Source organism: Providencia sp. PROV223 (genome assembly GCF_028479245.1).
Taxonomy (GTDB): domain Bacteria; phylum Pseudomonadota; class Gammaproteobacteria; order Enterobacterales; family Enterobacteriaceae; genus Providencia; species Providencia rettgeri.
Genome location: NZ_JAMPNG010000005.1, coordinates 150,468 through 167,837, shown reverse-complemented (window position 1 = coordinate 167,837; position 17,370 = coordinate 150,468). Strand labels below are relative to the sequence as shown.

The window sequence follows — 17,370 nt, the reverse complement described above, 5'->3', positions numbered from 1 at the left end:
ACTTATTTTGAAAGGACTTGACGATGGATGACAAATTAAAACAAAGTGCTCTTGATTTTCATGAGTTTCCACATCCTGGGAAAATTACGGTTACCCCAACTAAACCACTAACAACCCAGAGAGATCTCGCATTAGCATACTCACCAGGTGTTGCAGTGCCATGTCTTGAAATTGCAGATGACCCACTTAAAGCTTATCGTTACACTGCTAAAGGTAACCTTGTCGGGGTTGTCTCTAATGGTACTGCCGTCCTTGGGTTAGGTAATATTGGTGCCTTGGCTGGTAAACCAGTCATGGAAGGAAAAGGTGTACTATTTAAAAAGTTTTCTGGTGTTGATGTCTTTGATATTGAAGTTGATGAAACAGATCCAGACAAATTAGTTGATATCATTGCGTCTCTTGAGCCGACTTTTGGTGGTATTAACTTAGAAGATATCAAAGCACCAGAATGCTTTTATATTGAACAAAAGCTCCGTGAGCGCATGAAAATCCCTGTGTTCCATGATGACCAACACGGAACCGCTATCATTTGTACAGCAGCTGTTATCAATGGATTACGAATTGTAAAAAAAGAAATTGGTGATGTCCGTCTTGTGGTTTCTGGCGCTGGTGCAGCATCAATCGCTTGTATGAATTTATTAGTCGCGTTGGGGCTGAAACGTGAACATATCACCGTCTGTGATTCAAAAGGGGTGATTTATAAAGGCCGTGATGAACGCATGGATGTCACCAAAGCTGCGTATGCCATTGAAGATAACGGCCAACGTACTTTGGCGGATGCTATTCCTAATGCGGATATTTTCTTAGGTTGTTCAGGTCCACGTCTTTTAACGCCGGAAATGGTGAAAACCATGGCGCAAGACCCACTGATCCTAGCGCTAGCAAATCCTGAGCCTGAAATTTTGCCACCATTGGCGAAAGAAGTTCGTCCTGATGCCATCATCTGTACTGGCCGCTCTGATTACCCAAATCAGGTTAATAACGTGTTGTGTTTCCCATTCATTTTCCGTGGTGCGTTAGATGTCGGTGCAACAACGATTAATGAAGAAATGAAACTGGCTTGTGTGTATGCCATTGCAGACCTTGCATTGGCAGAGCAAAGTGAAGAGGTGGCTTCAGCCTATGGTAACCAAGATTTATTCTTTGGCCCTGAATACATTATTCCGAAGCCATTTGACCCACGTTTGATTGTTAAAATTGCACCTGCTGTGGCAAAAGCAGCAATGGACTCAGGGGTAGCAACGCGTCCAATTGAAGACTTCGATGTCTATATCGAAAAATTAAATCAGTTTGTTTATAAGACAAATTTATTCATGAAACCTATCTTCTCTCAAGCTAAGACTGCCAAAAAACGTATTGTTTTAGCTGAAGGGGAAGAAGAGCGTGTATTACATGCCACACAAGAGCTGGTTTCTTTAGGTTTGGCTTTCCCAATCTTAGTTGGGCGTCCAAGTGTGATTGAAATGCGTATTCAAAAACTTGGCCTACACATTGAGTTAGGTAAAGATTTTGAAGTGGTCAATAACGAAAACGACCCGCGTTATAAAGAATACTGGCAAGAATACTACCAAATCATGAAACGTCGTGGTGTTTCACAAGAAATGGCACGTCGTGCAGTGATTAATAACCCAACCTTAATTGGTGGGATCATGGTGTTACGCGGTGAAGCTGACGGGATGATTTGTGGTACCGTGGGCAGCTATGGTGAACATTATGAAGTTGTTAAAGATTTATTTGGTTTCCGCGAGGGTGTTCATGCTGCCGGTGCAATGAATGCATTGTTATTACCAACGGGTAATACGTTTATCGCAGACACTTATGTTAATGAAGACCCTTCACCGGAAGAGTTAACAGAAATCACGTTAATGGCAGCGGATACGGTAAGACGCTTCGGTATTGAGCCAAAAGTGGCTCTGTTATCGCGTTCTAGCTTTGGTTCTTCAGACTGCGCATCAGCACAAAAAATGCGTGATACGCTCTCGATGATCAAAGCACGTGACCCTCATCTTGAAATTGATGGTGAAATGCATGCGGATGCCGCATTAGTTGAATCGATCCGTAAAGATGTGATGCCTGATAGCCCATTAAAAGGTTCAGCAAATTTATTAATTATGCCAAATATGGAAGCTGCACGTATTAGTTATAACTTACTGCGCGTGACAAGCTCTGATGGCGTGACGGTCGGCCCGGTATTGATGGGGGTTGCGAAGCCGGTACATATCTTGACACCAATTGCGTCGGTACGCCGTATCGTGAATATGGTGGCATTAGCAGTGGTTGAAGCGCAAACCAATCCACTCTAACGGTTAATATTAATTAATACGTATTAAAGGCTTCTATGATTTTATAGGAGCCTTTTTATTGAAAATGATTATCATTATCTGTATCTTATTAGCTTGACAACATAAGATGGAAAGCATAATGATTTCAATAAGATTGACCTCTCAAATAGCCACTTTAATGGTTGGGTTATTTTTCCTTATCGGTTGTACACAAAAAATTGAACCGACAATCGTACAATTAGATAGCCAACTAACAGTAAGCAACCAAATTATTGACTTAGCAACAGGTAAGTCTTTAACACCTCAGCAATTAATCGAGCAGCTTGCTCAATCTCCACGCGTCATTGTCGGAGAAAAGCATGATAACCATTATCACCACCAAATTGAGCAATGGCTTGCACAAGAAATGCCAAAAATACGGCCTCAAGGTGCGGTTCTACTCGAAATGTTGACACCGTCGCAGCAAAATAGTGTGAACCGTGTACAGGCGCAGATGCAAAATAACCCTTATATTCGTGACGAAAAGCTACAGTCCGCCTTAAATTGGAATAGTGGTTGGCCTTGGGAGCAATATGGGGCTTTAATCCGTCATTTGCTGAGCTCGCCTTATCCGCTACTGTCGGCAAACCTAGATAAAAAAGAGGTGCTTGCCGCCTACGCTAACCCGTCATCAGTAACGGGGCAATATTCAGCTCAACCCATTGTTCAAGAACTTATCAGTAAAACGATTGAAAGTTCTCATGGTGGGGAACTGACAGCGGAACAAGTGGCTAAAATGACCTTTATACAGCAGTTGCGTGACCGCCGTATGGCAGAGTCGTTATTAAATGCACCTACACCCGCGCTTCTATTCGCAGGTGGCTATCATGCAACAAGAGCAATTGGTGTGCCTTTACATGTGCAAGACCTCGCACCCGAAGAACCCGTAAAAGTATTAATTATTTCAGAAAGAGGTGAAGAAATAGACCATTTACATGCTGATTTTGTGTGGTACACGCCTAAAGGATGACTAAGTAATAGCAAGCTAATGATTTCAAAAAAGTTAATTTTGTGAAGTAATCTTTATTTCCAGTAAGAAATGATTTCCATTTTCATTTGTTATTAATTATCATTTGCATTTATACATAAATACGTCAGTGCATAAGATAAAAATGATTATAACAACATTTGAAAATGAGTATTTAAAGCGAACAACGAAGATAAGTGGGGGCTTCGCATTGGCAATTGCTCTTCATATAGGGGTTGTTGGGTTGTATATATGGGTAACTCACAATCAACAATGGGATGAGTTATTGCCTCCGCCATCAGTGGTGATGGAGATTTCGATTGAATCGCAAGCCGAACAATTGACAGAAGCTAACATTGGCCAACTACAAGAGTTATCGGTGGCGAGCCAGGCTCATGAAGCCCCATCGGAAGAGAAAATTATCCCACCATTAGCCATCAATGAGCAGGCTGAAGTGCAAGTCGCTAAAGCGGTGAGTACAAAACGAACTGCTGAAGTCAAAAAACAAAAGCATGAAAAGCAGGCGGTTGAACAAAAACAAGCGACTGATTCAAAAGCCAATGATGCCCCTGTCACCAGTGATGCTGCAGCGCCATTACAAACTCAAAAAATTGCCGCAGAATTTAATAGCCAGTCACAATCGGTAGATAACGCGAAAAGGCTATGGGAAGCACAAGTATTGGGGAAACTAAATAAATACAAGCGGTTTCCTGAAGACGCCGTAAGGCGGGGGCGAGTCGGTCAATCAACAGTAACATTTACGGTTGACCCACAAGGTTTTTTGCTTGGTAGCGACCTAGTAAGTTCATCAGGAACACGATCTTTGGATAGAGAAGCATTGCAGGTGCTATCGAGAGCAGCACCTTTACCTGAACCCCCAGCTGAAATTTTAATCAATGGGCGGGTAACTGTCAGGATACCTATTGATTTTACTCTTAATGAAAAATAGATTGGATAAATTATGTGTAATAAACTCACTGAGTTTTGTTTTATTACATTACTTGGTTTATATGCAGCAACCAGTGCTGCGGAGGATAGAATGTCAGCACCAATAGCCAAAAAACAACCTTATACTATCACCACTCACGGAGATGCCCGTGTAGATAACTATTATTGGTTAAGAGATGATCAACGCGAGTCTCCAGAAATCATCGAATATTTAACGCAAGAGAATAATTATACGCAGCAGCAACTTGCAAAAGGTGAATCGTTAAAAAAAGAAATTTACGATGAATTGTTTTCACGTATGAAGCAGGACGATGAGTCAGTTCCCTATGATTATAATGGTTATACCTACCGTTCACGAGTTGTCGCGGGGAAAAATTATTCTATCTTTGAAAGACGCCCTGTAAATAGCCAAGATCAATGGGTTGTATTAGTTGATGGTAATGAACGAGCCGAAGGCACTGAATATTATCGTATGGGAGCGTTAGCGATTTCGCCGGATAATACCACGCTAGCGATTGCTGAAGATCGCCAAGGACGTAATGAATTTGCAGTATCATTTCGCAAAATTGATGAGAGCAAGTGGCAGGAAAATGTATTAACCAATACTTCAGGTAATATTGTCTGGGCTAATGACAACCAAACGCTATTCTATGTGAATAAGGACAAGCAAACATTGCTACCTTATCAAGTGGTTAAACATCTATATGGTACACAGCAAACTCAAGATAAACTGGTGTATGAAGAAAAGGATGATACTTTTTACGTTAGTTTAGCGAAATCGACTTCAAAAGATTTTATTTTAATGGGGATCACGAGTACTGAAACCTCTGAGTACCGTTTAATTGATGCCAATCAGCCACAAAATGACGTTAAAATTTTAAAACCACGTCAAACGGGGGTTGAGTACTATCCTGACCATTTCAATGGTAAATTCTATATTCGTTCTAATCACCAGCATCCATTATTTGGTTTATATATTGCAGACAATATTTCAGCCCCATGGGTAAGCTTTATTGCACCGCGTGATGGGGTTGATCTTGAAGGTTTTGCTTTATTTAATAATTGGTTAGTTGTGGAAGAACGCCAAAATGGTTTAGTGAATATTCGCCAAATCAGTTGGTTAACTAATAAAGAAAACCAAGTGAGCTTTGATGACCCAACATACATGGCGTGGATCGGAAATAACCCTGAGCCAGATACGGATAAACTACGCTACGGTTACTCATCAATGACCACACCGTCTTCAGTATATGAAATTAATATGCTGACTCAAGAAAAGCAGCTGTTAAAACAAGAAGAAGTTAAAGATTTTAATAAGCAAAACTACCAAAGTGAGCGTATTTGGGTTACTGCACAAGATGGGGTAAAAGTCCCGGTTTCTTTAGTTTACCGTAAAGATCTATTCAAACATGGCCAAAATCCATTGTTAGTCTATGGTTATGGCGCTTATGGGTATGGCATTGATCCTTCATTTAGTTCATCTCGTTTGTCTTTATTGGATCGTGGCTTTGTTTACGCGATTGCACATATTCGTGGTGGTGGTGATTTAGGTAAAAATTGGTACATACAAGGCAAAACAATCCACAAGATGAATACCTTTACTGACTTTATTGATGCAACTAAAGGGTTATTATCAGAAGGTTATGGTAAAGCAGGACATGTGTATGCCATGGGGGGCAGTGCGGGTGGCTTATTAATGGGAGCGGTTGTGAATATGGCGCCTGATTTATACGAGGGGGTTGTTTCCGCTGTTCCATTTGTTGATGTGGTAACCACAATGTTAGACCCATCAATCCCTCTGACCACCGGGGAATACGATGAGTGGGGTAACCCTGAAAATGAAGAAGATTACTGGAGAATTAAAGCGTATAGCCCTTATGACAATATCAAAGCACAACATTACCCACATATTTTAGTGACGACAGGGTTACATGACTCTCAAGTTCAATATTGGGAACCTGCAAAATGGGTAGCTAAATTACGAGATATTAAACAAGGCAATTCATTATTATTATTAGAAACTAATATGAATGCGGGGCATGGTGGTAAATCAGGGCGTTTTAATGCACTAGATGATATCGCCCAAGAATATAGTTTTATTCTCATGCTTGAAAATAAAGATAAATATTTTCCATATTTAAAATAATAATTAACCTATAAAATTTAGGTGATTTCAGGCCAGCAACAATATTAATGACATTGTTGCTGGGCCTCTTCACAGGCTTTATTTGGTCTGTGCTAGCAGTGTGAGCGTATGACACACAGTACGTTTACAGGAATGGTTTAATGAATAATAAAACAATAATTATGGTTGCTAGCATTATTGCCACTAGCTCCCAAGGGATTGCTTTGGCTGAAAATACGCAGCAGCAGAATAAGCAGAAAGAAGGTGTGGTTAATTTTAGCCAATTAAAAGTCTCAGGTGCGCAGAAACAAACGCCATTAGTCAAAGCATTGGAAAAACCGGGTGCTTACAGCGCGGTGGGTACGGAAAATAAATTGCAGTCGATGGATAAAATTATTCGTACCATGCCCGGAACCTATACTCAAATGGATGCCAGCCAAGGTACCGTTAATGTCAATATTCGCGGGTTGAGTGGTTTTGGGCGCGTGAATATGATGGTGGATGGTGTCACGCAAAGTTATTATGGAATTTCCCCAAGTCAATATACACATGGACAACAGCCAAATAATGATTTTGGCGCTTTAATTGACCCAAATTTTATTGTTGAAGTTGAAGTAGAGAAAGGGCAATTAAATGGAGGCAATAGTGTTAACGCTTTAGCAGGGAGTGCAAATTTTCGTACTATCGGTATTGATGATGTGATTTTTAAAGATAATGTATATGGGCTGCGTAGTAAAGCTAGCTGGGGAGATAATGGTCTCGGTTATAATGGCATGGTAGCGGTCGCAGGAAAGACATTATTGCAAGATGATGGCTATTTTGGCGGTTTAATTGCGGTTAGCGGCCATAATATTCCTGGCAGTTATAAAAATGGTGATGGGTTTGATAGTGATGAATTTGCCACCGACTCCACTTTCAAACAAAAGCCACAATCGCAATTAGCTAAATTGAAATATAAACCTAATGACAGCCATGAATTAGAATTCAGTGGTCGTTTCTTACAAAATAAGCTCACACGAAGAAAGATTAATAGTGAAGATTATTATATTAAATATAAATATACGCCGCTAAATGAATTAATTGATGTTGAGGTTTTAGCGAGTCATGGAAAAAATGACCAACAATTTGAAGGTGACTCATTAGGTTGGGCATTAAGGCAAGGTAAATCCAAAAATATTGGCGATGGTCTTAATCTTTCTAATACAAGCCGGTTTTCCTATGGTGATATTGATTTTGAATGGAAAATAGGTTCTAAGTTATCTAAAACGAAGTATGAGCGAGAGGTTAGTTCTGTTATTGACCAAGATACGTTGAACTATAATCCATTCTCGCCAAGTGGGTCGTTAGATCTTGCGAGCGCATATACACAATTGGAAGCCAAGTATGGGATCTATACAGCAATTTTTGATTTGAATTATATGAATTATCACTTAAAAGGTTTTAAACCTGCATGTGGTGATCAAGATTTTTGTTTTCCACAGGAAGCTGCAACTTTAAATTTACGGGGTAATGGTTTTAACCCCGGAGTTTTATTATCAGCAGAAATTATTCCTGAATTCCAGCCATTTGTCAGTTATGCGCATTCAATGAGAGCGCCGAATACGCAAGAAGTTTTTTATTCTCAAGAAGGTGGTAATTCAATGAACCCATTCTTAAAAGAAGAGAAATCACAGACATGGCAAGTTGGTTTTAATAGCTTTAAACCGGATTTAATTTTTGAAGGTGACCAATTTAATATGAAGGCATTATGGTTCCATACAAAAATTAAAGACTATATTACGAGTAAGCCTTATTTACTTTGTCGCCCAAGATCAAATGCTGAACTGGCTTGGTGTTTAATGAATGATGATGTATGGGACAAAGAATTCCCAGAATTTATGCGTAAAAGCTATATGTATGTCAATGAGCCTCATGATGTTAATCTTCGTGGCTATGAATTACAGGCTAATTATGATGCAGGTATAGTTTATTCAACATTATCCTATACCAAAGAAACTGGGGATCAACCTAACTCCATAGCTAAGGTTGCTGATTTTAGTGCGGGAGATTTCACTGAGCTTCCTGATTATTATGTGACCTTGGATTCAGGTGTGCGTTTATTGGATGAAAAATTAACCGTAGGTACAACTATTACATGGACCGGCCCTTCAAAACGAATTGGTGTAGAGTCTATCGTTGATAACGATGGAAATGCACTAAAAGATAAGTATGAAAAACAACCTACAATCATTGATTTATATACAGACTATGAAGTTAATAAAAACTTTAAATTGATGATGACGGTTAATAATATCACGAATAAAAATTATTCGGATGCATTAAATCGTGCAAATTCTACCGCTATTATGGAAGAACGCGGTAAAAATAATGCAACAGCTAGAGGGCGCACTTATATGATTGGCGGACAGGTGCGTTTCTAATCAACGTATCAGTTTAATACCACTTATCTCGTTATTTTTATCGAGATAAGTGGATAAAATAATTATTTCGATACTCTTTTGGCTTTAACCTTCTCAATATGAGTAACTTGGCTTTCAACCCAGCCATCATTCAGGCGAGTTTTCAGTGGTTGGCCAACTTTCACTTGGCTGGTTTTTTTCAGTACGGTGCCTTTAGCGGTTTCACTGATACTAAACCCGCGAACTAAGGTGGCTAATGGGCTAACTGCTTCCATTTTTGAACAAGCGACAGCGAAACGTTGGCGGTAACTGTTAACCAAACTCGTGACCATATTCTGCAAATGATACTGTGTCTGCTGCAACTGACGTTGCTGTTTTTGCAATTGAGGGCGCAAATCATTTTGCAGTAAACGACGGTCGAGCCTTTCGAACTTAGATGTTGAATTTTGTAGTTGTCGAGTCATCGACTGCGCAAGTTTTTGTTGCAATAAATTAAGTTGATTATGTTGCCGTGCCAAACGTAATTGTGGGTGTTGTTGCTGTAAACGGTGATGCAAACGAGCAAACCTTTGTTGTTGACCTGCTACATAATAATCCATTGCCATTTCAAGGTGTTGCTGCGCAGATTTTAGCTGACGGAGCATTTCTAACTGGTTACGGCTAACAAGCTCGGCCGCTGCAGATGGGGTGGGTGCTCTTACGTCCGCCACATAGTCGGCAATCGTCACATCGGTCTCATGACCAACAGCGCTAATTATAGGCAGTTGACTAGCAAAAATGGCTCTAGCAACGATTTCTTCATTAAATGCCCATAAATCTTCAAGTGAACCGCCCCCGCGACCGACGATCAACACATCACATTCTTGACGCAAATTTGCTAGCTCAATCATCCGAGCAATTTGTGCTGGTGCCATCTCACCTTGAACGGCCGTTGGGTAGATAATGATAGGCAGGGAAGGGTCGCGACGACGTAAAATATTTAAAATATCATGTAGGGCTGCACCCGTTGCCGAGGTAATGATACCGACGGATTTAGCTGGGCTAGGTAGTGGTTTTTTATGAATAATATCAAACAAACCTTGGGCACTTAGTGTTTGTTTTAATAGCTCAAAACGTTGTTGCAGTAAGCCTTCACCGGCTGGTTGCATGCTCTCAAGGATTAATTGATAGTCACCTCTAGGTTCATATAAGGTCACTGTCGCTCGAACTAAAACTTGCTGGCCATTTTGTGGGCGGAAAGTGACTCGTGCATTTTGCCCACGGAACATGGCCGCTCGCACCTGCGCTCGGTCATCTTTTAAGGTTAAGTACCAATGACCTGAACTGGGTTGTGAAAAATTGGAAATTTCAGCTGTTAACCAAATACGCCCCATTTGGCTATCGAGAAGTTCTCGAACCGATTGGTTAAGCTTACTAACAGAGTAAATTGCGCTATTTTGTGAAGTCGACATGTGAGCCAGATCAAATTTTAAAACAATGACTTAATCGATAGATACTAACGCAGCTATAGGAGTTATCAAGTTTTTTTTCAAAAAAGTGCTGGAAGCAACCGTTTTCGGTGTGTATAATGCCGCGGCAATATTTTATACCTTTCCATAACGCTGCCTGGTGGGATATTGCCTATGTTACGCATTAAAAAAGAAGCACTAACTTTCGACGACGTTTTACTCGTTCCTGCACACTCAACGGTATTACCGAATACCGCAGACTTATCAACTCAACTGACTGCAAACATCCGCCTGAACATTCCTATGCTTTCTGCAGCCATGGATACTGTCACAGAATCTGACCTTGCTATTGCTTTAGCACAAGAAGGTGGCATTGGTTTCATCCATAAAAATATGACTATTGAGCGCCAAGCGGAAGAAGTTCGCCGCGTAAAAAAACATGAAAGTGGTGTCGTAACGGACCCTGTTACAGTAACGCCGGATACCACTATTCGTGAAGTGCAAGAAATGGCTGAGCGCAATGGTTTTGCTGGTTATCCAGTCGTGGCAAACGATAACTCATTAGTTGGTATTATTACAGGCCGTGATGTTCGTTTCGTGACAGATTTAGACCAACCTGTTACTGCGGTGATGACGCCAAAAGAACGTTTAGTCACCGTGAAAGAAGGCGAAGCACGCGAAATCGTTTTGCAAAAAATGCACGAAAAGCGCGTAGAAAAAGCCTTAGTGATCGATGATAACTTTCATTTGTTAGGGATGATCACGGTTAAAGACTTCCAAAAAGCAGAACGTAAGCCAAACGCGTGTAAAGACGAGCAAGGCCGTTTACGTGTTGGTGCTGCGGTTGGTGCAGGCGCAGGGAATGAAGAACGTGTTGACGCGCTGGTGGCTGCTGGCGTTGATGTTTTATTAATTGACTCATCACATGGTCATTCAGAAGGCGTACTACAACGTATCCGCGAAACTCGCCAAAAATACCCTGACTTACAAATTATTGGTGGTAACGTTGCAACAGCGGAAGGGGCGAAAGCCTTAGCGGATGCAGGTGTTAGCGCGGTTAAAGTGGGAATTGGTCCGGGTTCAATCTGTACTACGCGTATCGTCACTGGCGTGGGTGTACCACAAATCACGGCTATTGCTGAAGCGGCGGAAGCACTTGAAGGTACGGGTATTCCTGTTATTGCGGATGGTGGGATTCGTTTCTCAGGTGACATCTCTAAAGCTATCGCGGCAGGCGCTGCGTGTGTGATGGTCGGCTCAATGTTCGCAGGAACTGAAGAGTCTCCAGGAGAAACTATTTTATTCCAAGGCCGTACTTACAAAGCATACCGTGGTATGGGCTCACTTGGTGCAATGTCTAAAGGCTCGTCAGACCGTTACTTCCAATCAGATAATGCGGCAGACAAATTAGTGCCAGAAGGTATTGAAGGCCGCGTAGCGTATAAAGGCCGATTAAAAGAAATCATTCATCAACAAATGGGTGGCTTACGCTCCTGTATGGGGCTGACAGGTTGTGGTACTATTGATGCATTGAGAACAAAAGCAGAATTTGTTCGTATCAGTGGAGCCGGTATCCAAGAAAGCCACGTCCATGATGTTACTATCACGAAAGAATCTCCAAACTATCGTTTGGGGCAATAATCGATAAAATTTCTCAGGGTGGCGCATTCGTTCGATTGCGTCACCGATTCTTATTTTTGACTTGAATTTTTGGAATTCTCCTCAAATGACAACAAATATCCATAAACATCGCATTCTTATTCTTGATTTCGGCTCGCAATATACACAGCTGATCGCCCGTCGTATCCGTGAAATTGGCGTTTACTGTGAACTCTGGGCGTGGGACGTTACAGAAGAACAAATTCGAGAATTTAATCCAAACGGTATCATTCTTTCTGGTGGGCCAGAAAGTACGACTGAATCAGATAGTCCACGTGCTCCTGATTACGTATTTAATGCAGGTGTTCCTGTATTAGGTATTTGTTATGGCATGCAAACCATGTCAATGCAACTGGGTGGTGCAGTTGAAGTTTCTGGTGAACGTGAGTTCGGTTATGCCAATGTTGAAATCACTGAGCAATGTGAATTATTCCGTGATATTCATGACTCTCTGAACGAAGCTGGCAAGCCAGTACTTGATGTCTGGATGAGCCATGGTGATAAAGTTACCGCTATTCCTGCGGATTTTAAAACTATTGCCAGCACGCCAAGCTGCCCATATGCCATCATGGCAAATGAAGAGAAAAAATTCTATGGTGTTCAATTCCACCCAGAAGTGACTCACACTCACCAAGGCCTAAATATTTTAACGCGCTTTGTGAAAGATATTTGCCAATGTGAGGCACTGTGGACGCCAGCTGCAATTATTGAAGACACGGTAGCCCGTTTAAAAGAGCAAATTGGTGATGACCATGTACTGCTCGCGCTATCGGGTGGTGTTGACTCATCGGTTACTGCGTTGCTATTAAACCGCGCAATTGGTAAACGTTTAACCTGTGTATTTGTTGATAACGGTTTATTACGTTTAAACGAAGCAGACCAAGTGATGGAAATGTTTGCAGGTAAATTTGACCTGAACATTATCCATGCTAAAGCAGAAGATCGCTTCTTAAATGCGTTAGCTGGGATCAGCGATCCAGAAGCTAAACGTAAGAAAATTGGTCATGTATTTATCGAAGTATTTGATGAAGAGTCATCTAAGCTGCCTAATATCAAATGGTTGGCTCAAGGGACTATTTATCCAGACGTTATTGAGTCAGCGGCATCAGCAACTGGCAAAGCGCATGTTATTAAGTCTCACCATAACGTCGGTGGTCTGCCGGATGACATGAAACTTGGTTTAGTTGAGCCATTAAAAGAATTGTTTAAAGATGAAGTCCGTAAAATTGGTCTCGAGTTAGGTCTCCCGTACGACATGCTGTATCGTCACCCATTCCCTGGCCCAGGTTTAGGGGTTCGCGTATTAGGTGAAGTGAAGAAAGAGTACTGTGACTTATTACGTCGCGCAGATGCTATCTTTATTGAAGAACTGCACAAAGCTGATTTATATCATAAAGTTAGCCAAGCGTTTACCGTATTTTTACCTGTCCGCTCTGTTGGCGTCATGGGGGATGGCCGTAAATACGACTGGGTGGTTTCATTACGTGCAGTAGAAACTATCGACTTTATGACCGCGCATTGGGCGCACTTACCATATGATTTCCTAGGCCGAGTTTCAAACCGTATTATTAATGAGGTCGATGGCATTTCCCGTGTTGTTTATGATATCAGCGGTAAACCGCCTGCAACAATTGAGTGGGAATAATATAGTTATTGTTGATAACAGTTTTTAGTTATCGATAAATCCAAAGGCATCAGTTAGTTACTGGTGCCTTTTTGTTTTTAACAGTCTTTAGTAGTTGACAATTGCCGATAATTTTGACGGTATATATGACGGTATCAGAAATAATAATGACTAAATTGATAACTTAATACCGTCGAATAAAATATAAAAATGACGGTATCACGCAAAGGAATACCGACGTGTTAACCGATAAAAAATTAAAGAGCTTAAAGCCAGAAGACAAGCTATATAAGGTAGCTGATCGTGATGGTTTATATGTTGCTGTTACAAAAACCGGTTCTATATCATTCAGATATGATTACCGCTTTAACGGGCGTAGAGAAACCATAACTTTTGGGCGCTACAGCGATGACGGTATTACACTTGCAGAAGCAAGAGAAATGCTAATCGATGCCAAAAAGACGCTGAACGCAGGCGTATCACCAGCTTCACAGAAGCGAGACGGTATTACAAAGCGTAAAGTAGGGTTAACCCTGAAAGACTATACCGTCAAATACCTATCAGAAACCCGTTTCGCAGACAGCACGCTAGATATGAAAACTGCCATTGTCGAAAGGGATCTATACCCAACACTGGGTAAACTACAGCTAGAAGAAATCACAACACAAAAGGTTAGGGCCTTATGTGAAAAGATTAAAGAGCGTGGCGGCAAGTCAACGGCTTTGCAGATACGTGAAATTGTTGGCTCTGTGTTCGACTACGTTATTGATCGTGGTTATGAGATAGAAAACCCTGTTAGCAGTATTAAAGCTTCATCCATCGCTACATTTGAGGCGCGCGATAGGGCAATGACAGCTAAAGAGGTCGGGATATTTTTTAATGAGTTAGAAAATTATAGCTGTTACCCAACCCTGAAATTAGCGGTTAAGTTTGTGATATTAACGTTGGTTAGAAAAAGCGAGTTTATAAAAGCGACATGGAGTGAAATAGATTTTGAAGATAGGTGCTGGATCATACCTAAGGCGAGGATGAAAGGAAGAAGGGCACACGTAATTTATTTGTCTGAGCAAGCCTACGATATTCTCATTGGCTTAAAGGCCTGTGCTATGGGGAGTGAATATTTGATACCGGGTAGACATGATGTTAGCAAGCATATGTCTAATGCATCATTAAACAATGTGATCACTGGTGTTATTAAGCGCATTAATGATAAAGGGATTAATTTTGAGCCGTTGACGGTACATGACCTGAGGAGAACAGCCAGCACATTGCTACATGAGGCTGGCTTCAATTCTGACTGGATAGAGAAGTGTTTAGCTCATGAGCAAAAAGGCGTACGTGCTGTTTATAACAAAGCAGAGTATGCAGAGCAGCGCCGCGATATGCTACAGCAGTGGGCTAATATGGTGGATGGTTGGATAGAGAAATGGAAGGAAAAGGCTTAAGAGGTTTATTTTGCGGGTCCTAGAACTTTTGTGGCCAGTAAGGTTGATGGCATTGATGCACTAACTTCAACCGCAATAAATATAATTATATAAAATTAATTAACTATCGTGCTGATTTTTAGTTAATAGGTTTGAAAAAGGTGCATGTGCATTTTTGCAGCTGGTGTATTTGGCAAAAATCTGATAAGTTATTTACATACAGATAGTTAACTGTGCTCGCTTCCCCTGGCTCAACGAGATAAACGCGCATGCTCACTAATAAAATGTTAGGGCTCAAGAGGTTTAGAAAGGAATACTCATGTCAGACTTACCAAAAAATATTCAAGTTATTTTTGAAAATAACCCGCAGCTTATGGAGTTAATTCCAAACCCTTCTCTAGTTTCAGGTTCGTCATTTGTTTCGGCATTAAGTCAAAAATTAAACAAATCCTCGTCAAATACTGAAAGTGAGTTCTTCTACAGAGTTGTCTTTAAAAAAGACTCTTCTCGTGAACTAATGACAATTAACAGTGGAGAGTTAAAGGGGCTGCTTACATCTACATGTATAGAGAAAGGTAAAATTAGCGATGTTGCTGGTTTGGAAAAAGTTGAACTAGAAAATCAAACGGATCTAATGCCCACTTTGTTAGGCATCAGTCTATATAGTGCAATTCAAAATAATCTATCTTATATCTCGCATCTTTGCGTCGATATCAGGAATCACCAAATTCTTGAGGAACAGGCTAGATTTGAAAGAATTTCAGAGACTATAGTCGATAGTTTTAGAAGCATACCTGACATCTCAGTAGATAGAACAATGAGAGATATATATTTATCTCGAATAGTAAAGAATAACGACGACTGTTATGAAATGTATGTCTCTCAAAGACAGAAGTTTTACGCCCTGCTTAAGTCGGAACGGGAACTTCATTCGACGGGCTATAATTACTGGTACGATGATAATGGTAAATACATCTATCCAGATCAGTTCTTCGAAAGAAAAGTTTTATCTCACCCTGTATTTTCAGTCTTCGAACGCTTAGTAGCTGGTCGAATTTGTGAAATAGTCCTTTGTGGCAATTACTCTGATAGTAATATTAAAAGGCATAAAGATTTCGTAAATAGAGCTCTGCAAGAGCTTTATAAACTTATGGAATTCCGACTGAAAGCTTTTGACAATTTTACATGCGAGCAAAAGCTAATAATCGAAGAGGATATGAGTATTACTGGTTATCAACGCAAGGAATTGAATGATCAATTAGAAAGACACGTTGCCTTTGTTACCAAAATTACAGATAAGGTATTTGATTTATTAGATGCAAAGCTAGACAGCTTCAATGTGTTGGCCCATCTCATGGATCAGGACGAGATAGCTGTATATCTTATCGATGGAAAGCTGCTCGTAGGCAACCCTGAATTAAGACTTAACAACGCATTGCAGCGGGACAATAACGCGTAGACTCCCTTCACTTCGTTCCGTATTTTAGCCTACGCATTATTGCCCCTGCTTGGGGCGTTATGTTCTAATATGTTTTTCTTGGGGTTAGTTATGTTGTTAGATATTAAAATATCATGCTCATGTAACAATTATATTGACGGAACTGTTTACGTTCCACATCCAAATTATCTTTCAGATGGAGAAGAAAATAGTTTATCTGAACATTGGGAAGAGATTTGGTGTCCATCGTGCGGAAAAGAATTTAAAGTTTATGTTGTTAAAACGTTTAATGATCTCAAGTGTTATATCAATGATAATAATGTGGGATTTAGTTTTGGCTTACCTTATGAAAACAAAGCAAGTGCAGTAGAACAATATTTTTTAGATGATTACCTTAACATTTTTATGAATCAAATGAGCAGCTCAGAGAAGTTACTTGAAATAGAAGTATCTAAAGAAGTTGAGTTTAATTTATTAGTAATGATTCATGGTCATGTTGTAGCTGCTATTGAGCGTTATCTAGCATCTGTATGCATTAATAGGATCATCGAGTCTCCTTACTTAATGCGCAAACTGCTCGAAAGCGACCCAGACTTAGGCAAAAAAAGTTTTACGTTAAAAAGCTTGTATGACGAGCACGATAATATAGAAAAGACCATTTCTGAATATTTGAAAAACTTAATTTTCCATAAGATTGAGAAAATTAAACCAATGTATAAATCAGTTTTCAACATTGATTTTGGAAAGGTACAATGGTTATTCTCATCAGTTAAAATTAGACATGACTGTGTTCATAGAGGCGGATATACAACAGAAGGTAATCAAATTGATTTAACAAGATACAAGATTAGTGCGTTAATTAATAATGCGAAAGGATTAATAGAAAAGATAGAGTATCTATTAAAATATATGGACTGATAGTTACCACCAACATAGCAACGGTGATCAGGGAAGTGGCTAATCACCCATTTAGCTAAGCGAAACTTGCTACCGTGGTAACATATTACTGAATGTTTG

At 40.3% G+C, this 17,370-nt stretch carries 11 protein-coding genes; 10 read left to right on the top strand and 1 reads right to left on the bottom strand.

What is annotated here, in order from left to right:
- Positions 1–23 precede the first annotated feature (23 nt).
- The 5 genes from maeB to PR767_RS08410 all read left to right on the top strand — a co-directional run bounded on the left by maeB (position 24) and on the right by PR767_RS08410 (position 8,781).
- Positions 24–2,303, top strand: a complete 2,280-nt coding sequence (gene maeB / locus PR767_RS08430) for an NADP-dependent oxaloacetate-decarboxylating malate dehydrogenase (protein WP_109912445.1) — start codon at positions 24–26, stop codon at positions 2,301–2,303.
- A gap of 118 nt (positions 2,304–2,421) precedes the next feature.
- Positions 2,422–3,291, top strand: coding sequence for a ChaN family lipoprotein (locus PR767_RS08425; RefSeq protein ID WP_004911323.1), 870 nt, complete (start codon positions 2,422–2,424; stop codon positions 3,289–3,291).
- Between the two features lie 142 nt (positions 3,292–3,433).
- Entirely contained in the window at positions 3,434–4,237 is an 804-nt protein-coding gene (locus PR767_RS08420) for a cell envelope integrity protein TolA (protein ID WP_004911322.1), read from the top strand.
- 12 nt (positions 4,238–4,249) lie between these two features.
- Positions 4,250–6,382 carry a S9 family peptidase gene (locus PR767_RS08415; RefSeq protein ID WP_272520154.1) on the top strand — a complete coding sequence of 711 codons (2,133 nt, stop codon included), beginning with the start codon at positions 4,250–4,252 and terminating at the stop codon, positions 6,380–6,382.
- A gap of 140 nt (positions 6,383–6,522) precedes the next feature.
- Complete coding sequence (locus PR767_RS08410; RefSeq protein WP_109912448.1) at positions 6,523–8,781, top strand: TonB-dependent receptor domain-containing protein; 2,259 nt, start codon at positions 6,523–6,525, stop codon at positions 8,779–8,781.
- Between the two features lie 62 nt (positions 8,782–8,843).
- Here the strand turns inward: PR767_RS08410 and xseA are convergent, their stop codons facing one another.
- Entirely contained in the window at positions 8,844–10,211 is a 1,368-nt protein-coding gene (xseA, locus tag PR767_RS08405) for an exodeoxyribonuclease VII large subunit (protein WP_272520153.1), read from the bottom strand.
- Between the two features lie 171 nt (positions 10,212–10,382).
- Between xseA and guaB the strand changes: the two genes are divergently transcribed.
- The 5 genes from guaB (at position 10,383) to PR767_RS08380 (ending at position 17,271) form a co-directional block, all read left to right on the top strand.
- Positions 10,383–11,849 carry an IMP dehydrogenase gene (gene guaB, locus PR767_RS08400; protein ID WP_004253607.1) on the top strand — a complete coding sequence of 489 codons (1,467 nt, stop codon included), beginning with the start codon at positions 10,383–10,385 and terminating at the stop codon, positions 11,847–11,849.
- Positions 11,850–11,934: 85 nt separating this feature from the next.
- The gene (gene guaA, locus PR767_RS08395; RefSeq protein WP_109912450.1) at positions 11,935–13,512 is read left to right on the top strand and encodes a glutamine-hydrolyzing GMP synthase; all 1,578 of its coding nucleotides are present in this window, start codon (positions 11,935–11,937) and stop codon (positions 13,510–13,512) included.
- A 218-nt stretch (positions 13,513–13,730) separates the two neighbouring features.
- Positions 13,731–14,936 (top strand): tyrosine-type recombinase/integrase, encoded by a 1,206-nt coding sequence (locus tag PR767_RS08390; protein ID WP_272520152.1) that lies wholly within the window; start codon positions 13,731–13,733, stop codon positions 14,934–14,936.
- Between the two features lie 298 nt (positions 14,937–15,234).
- A complete protein-coding gene (locus PR767_RS08385) occupies positions 15,235–16,374 on the top strand; it encodes a hypothetical protein (RefSeq protein WP_272520151.1) in 1,140 nt (379 codons plus the stop codon).
- A 90-nt stretch (positions 16,375–16,464) separates the two neighbouring features.
- Positions 16,465–17,271 (top strand): hypothetical protein, encoded by an 807-nt coding sequence (locus PR767_RS08380; RefSeq protein ID WP_272520150.1) that lies wholly within the window; start codon positions 16,465–16,467, stop codon positions 17,269–17,271.
- The last annotated feature ends 99 nt before the right edge of the window (positions 17,272–17,370 follow it).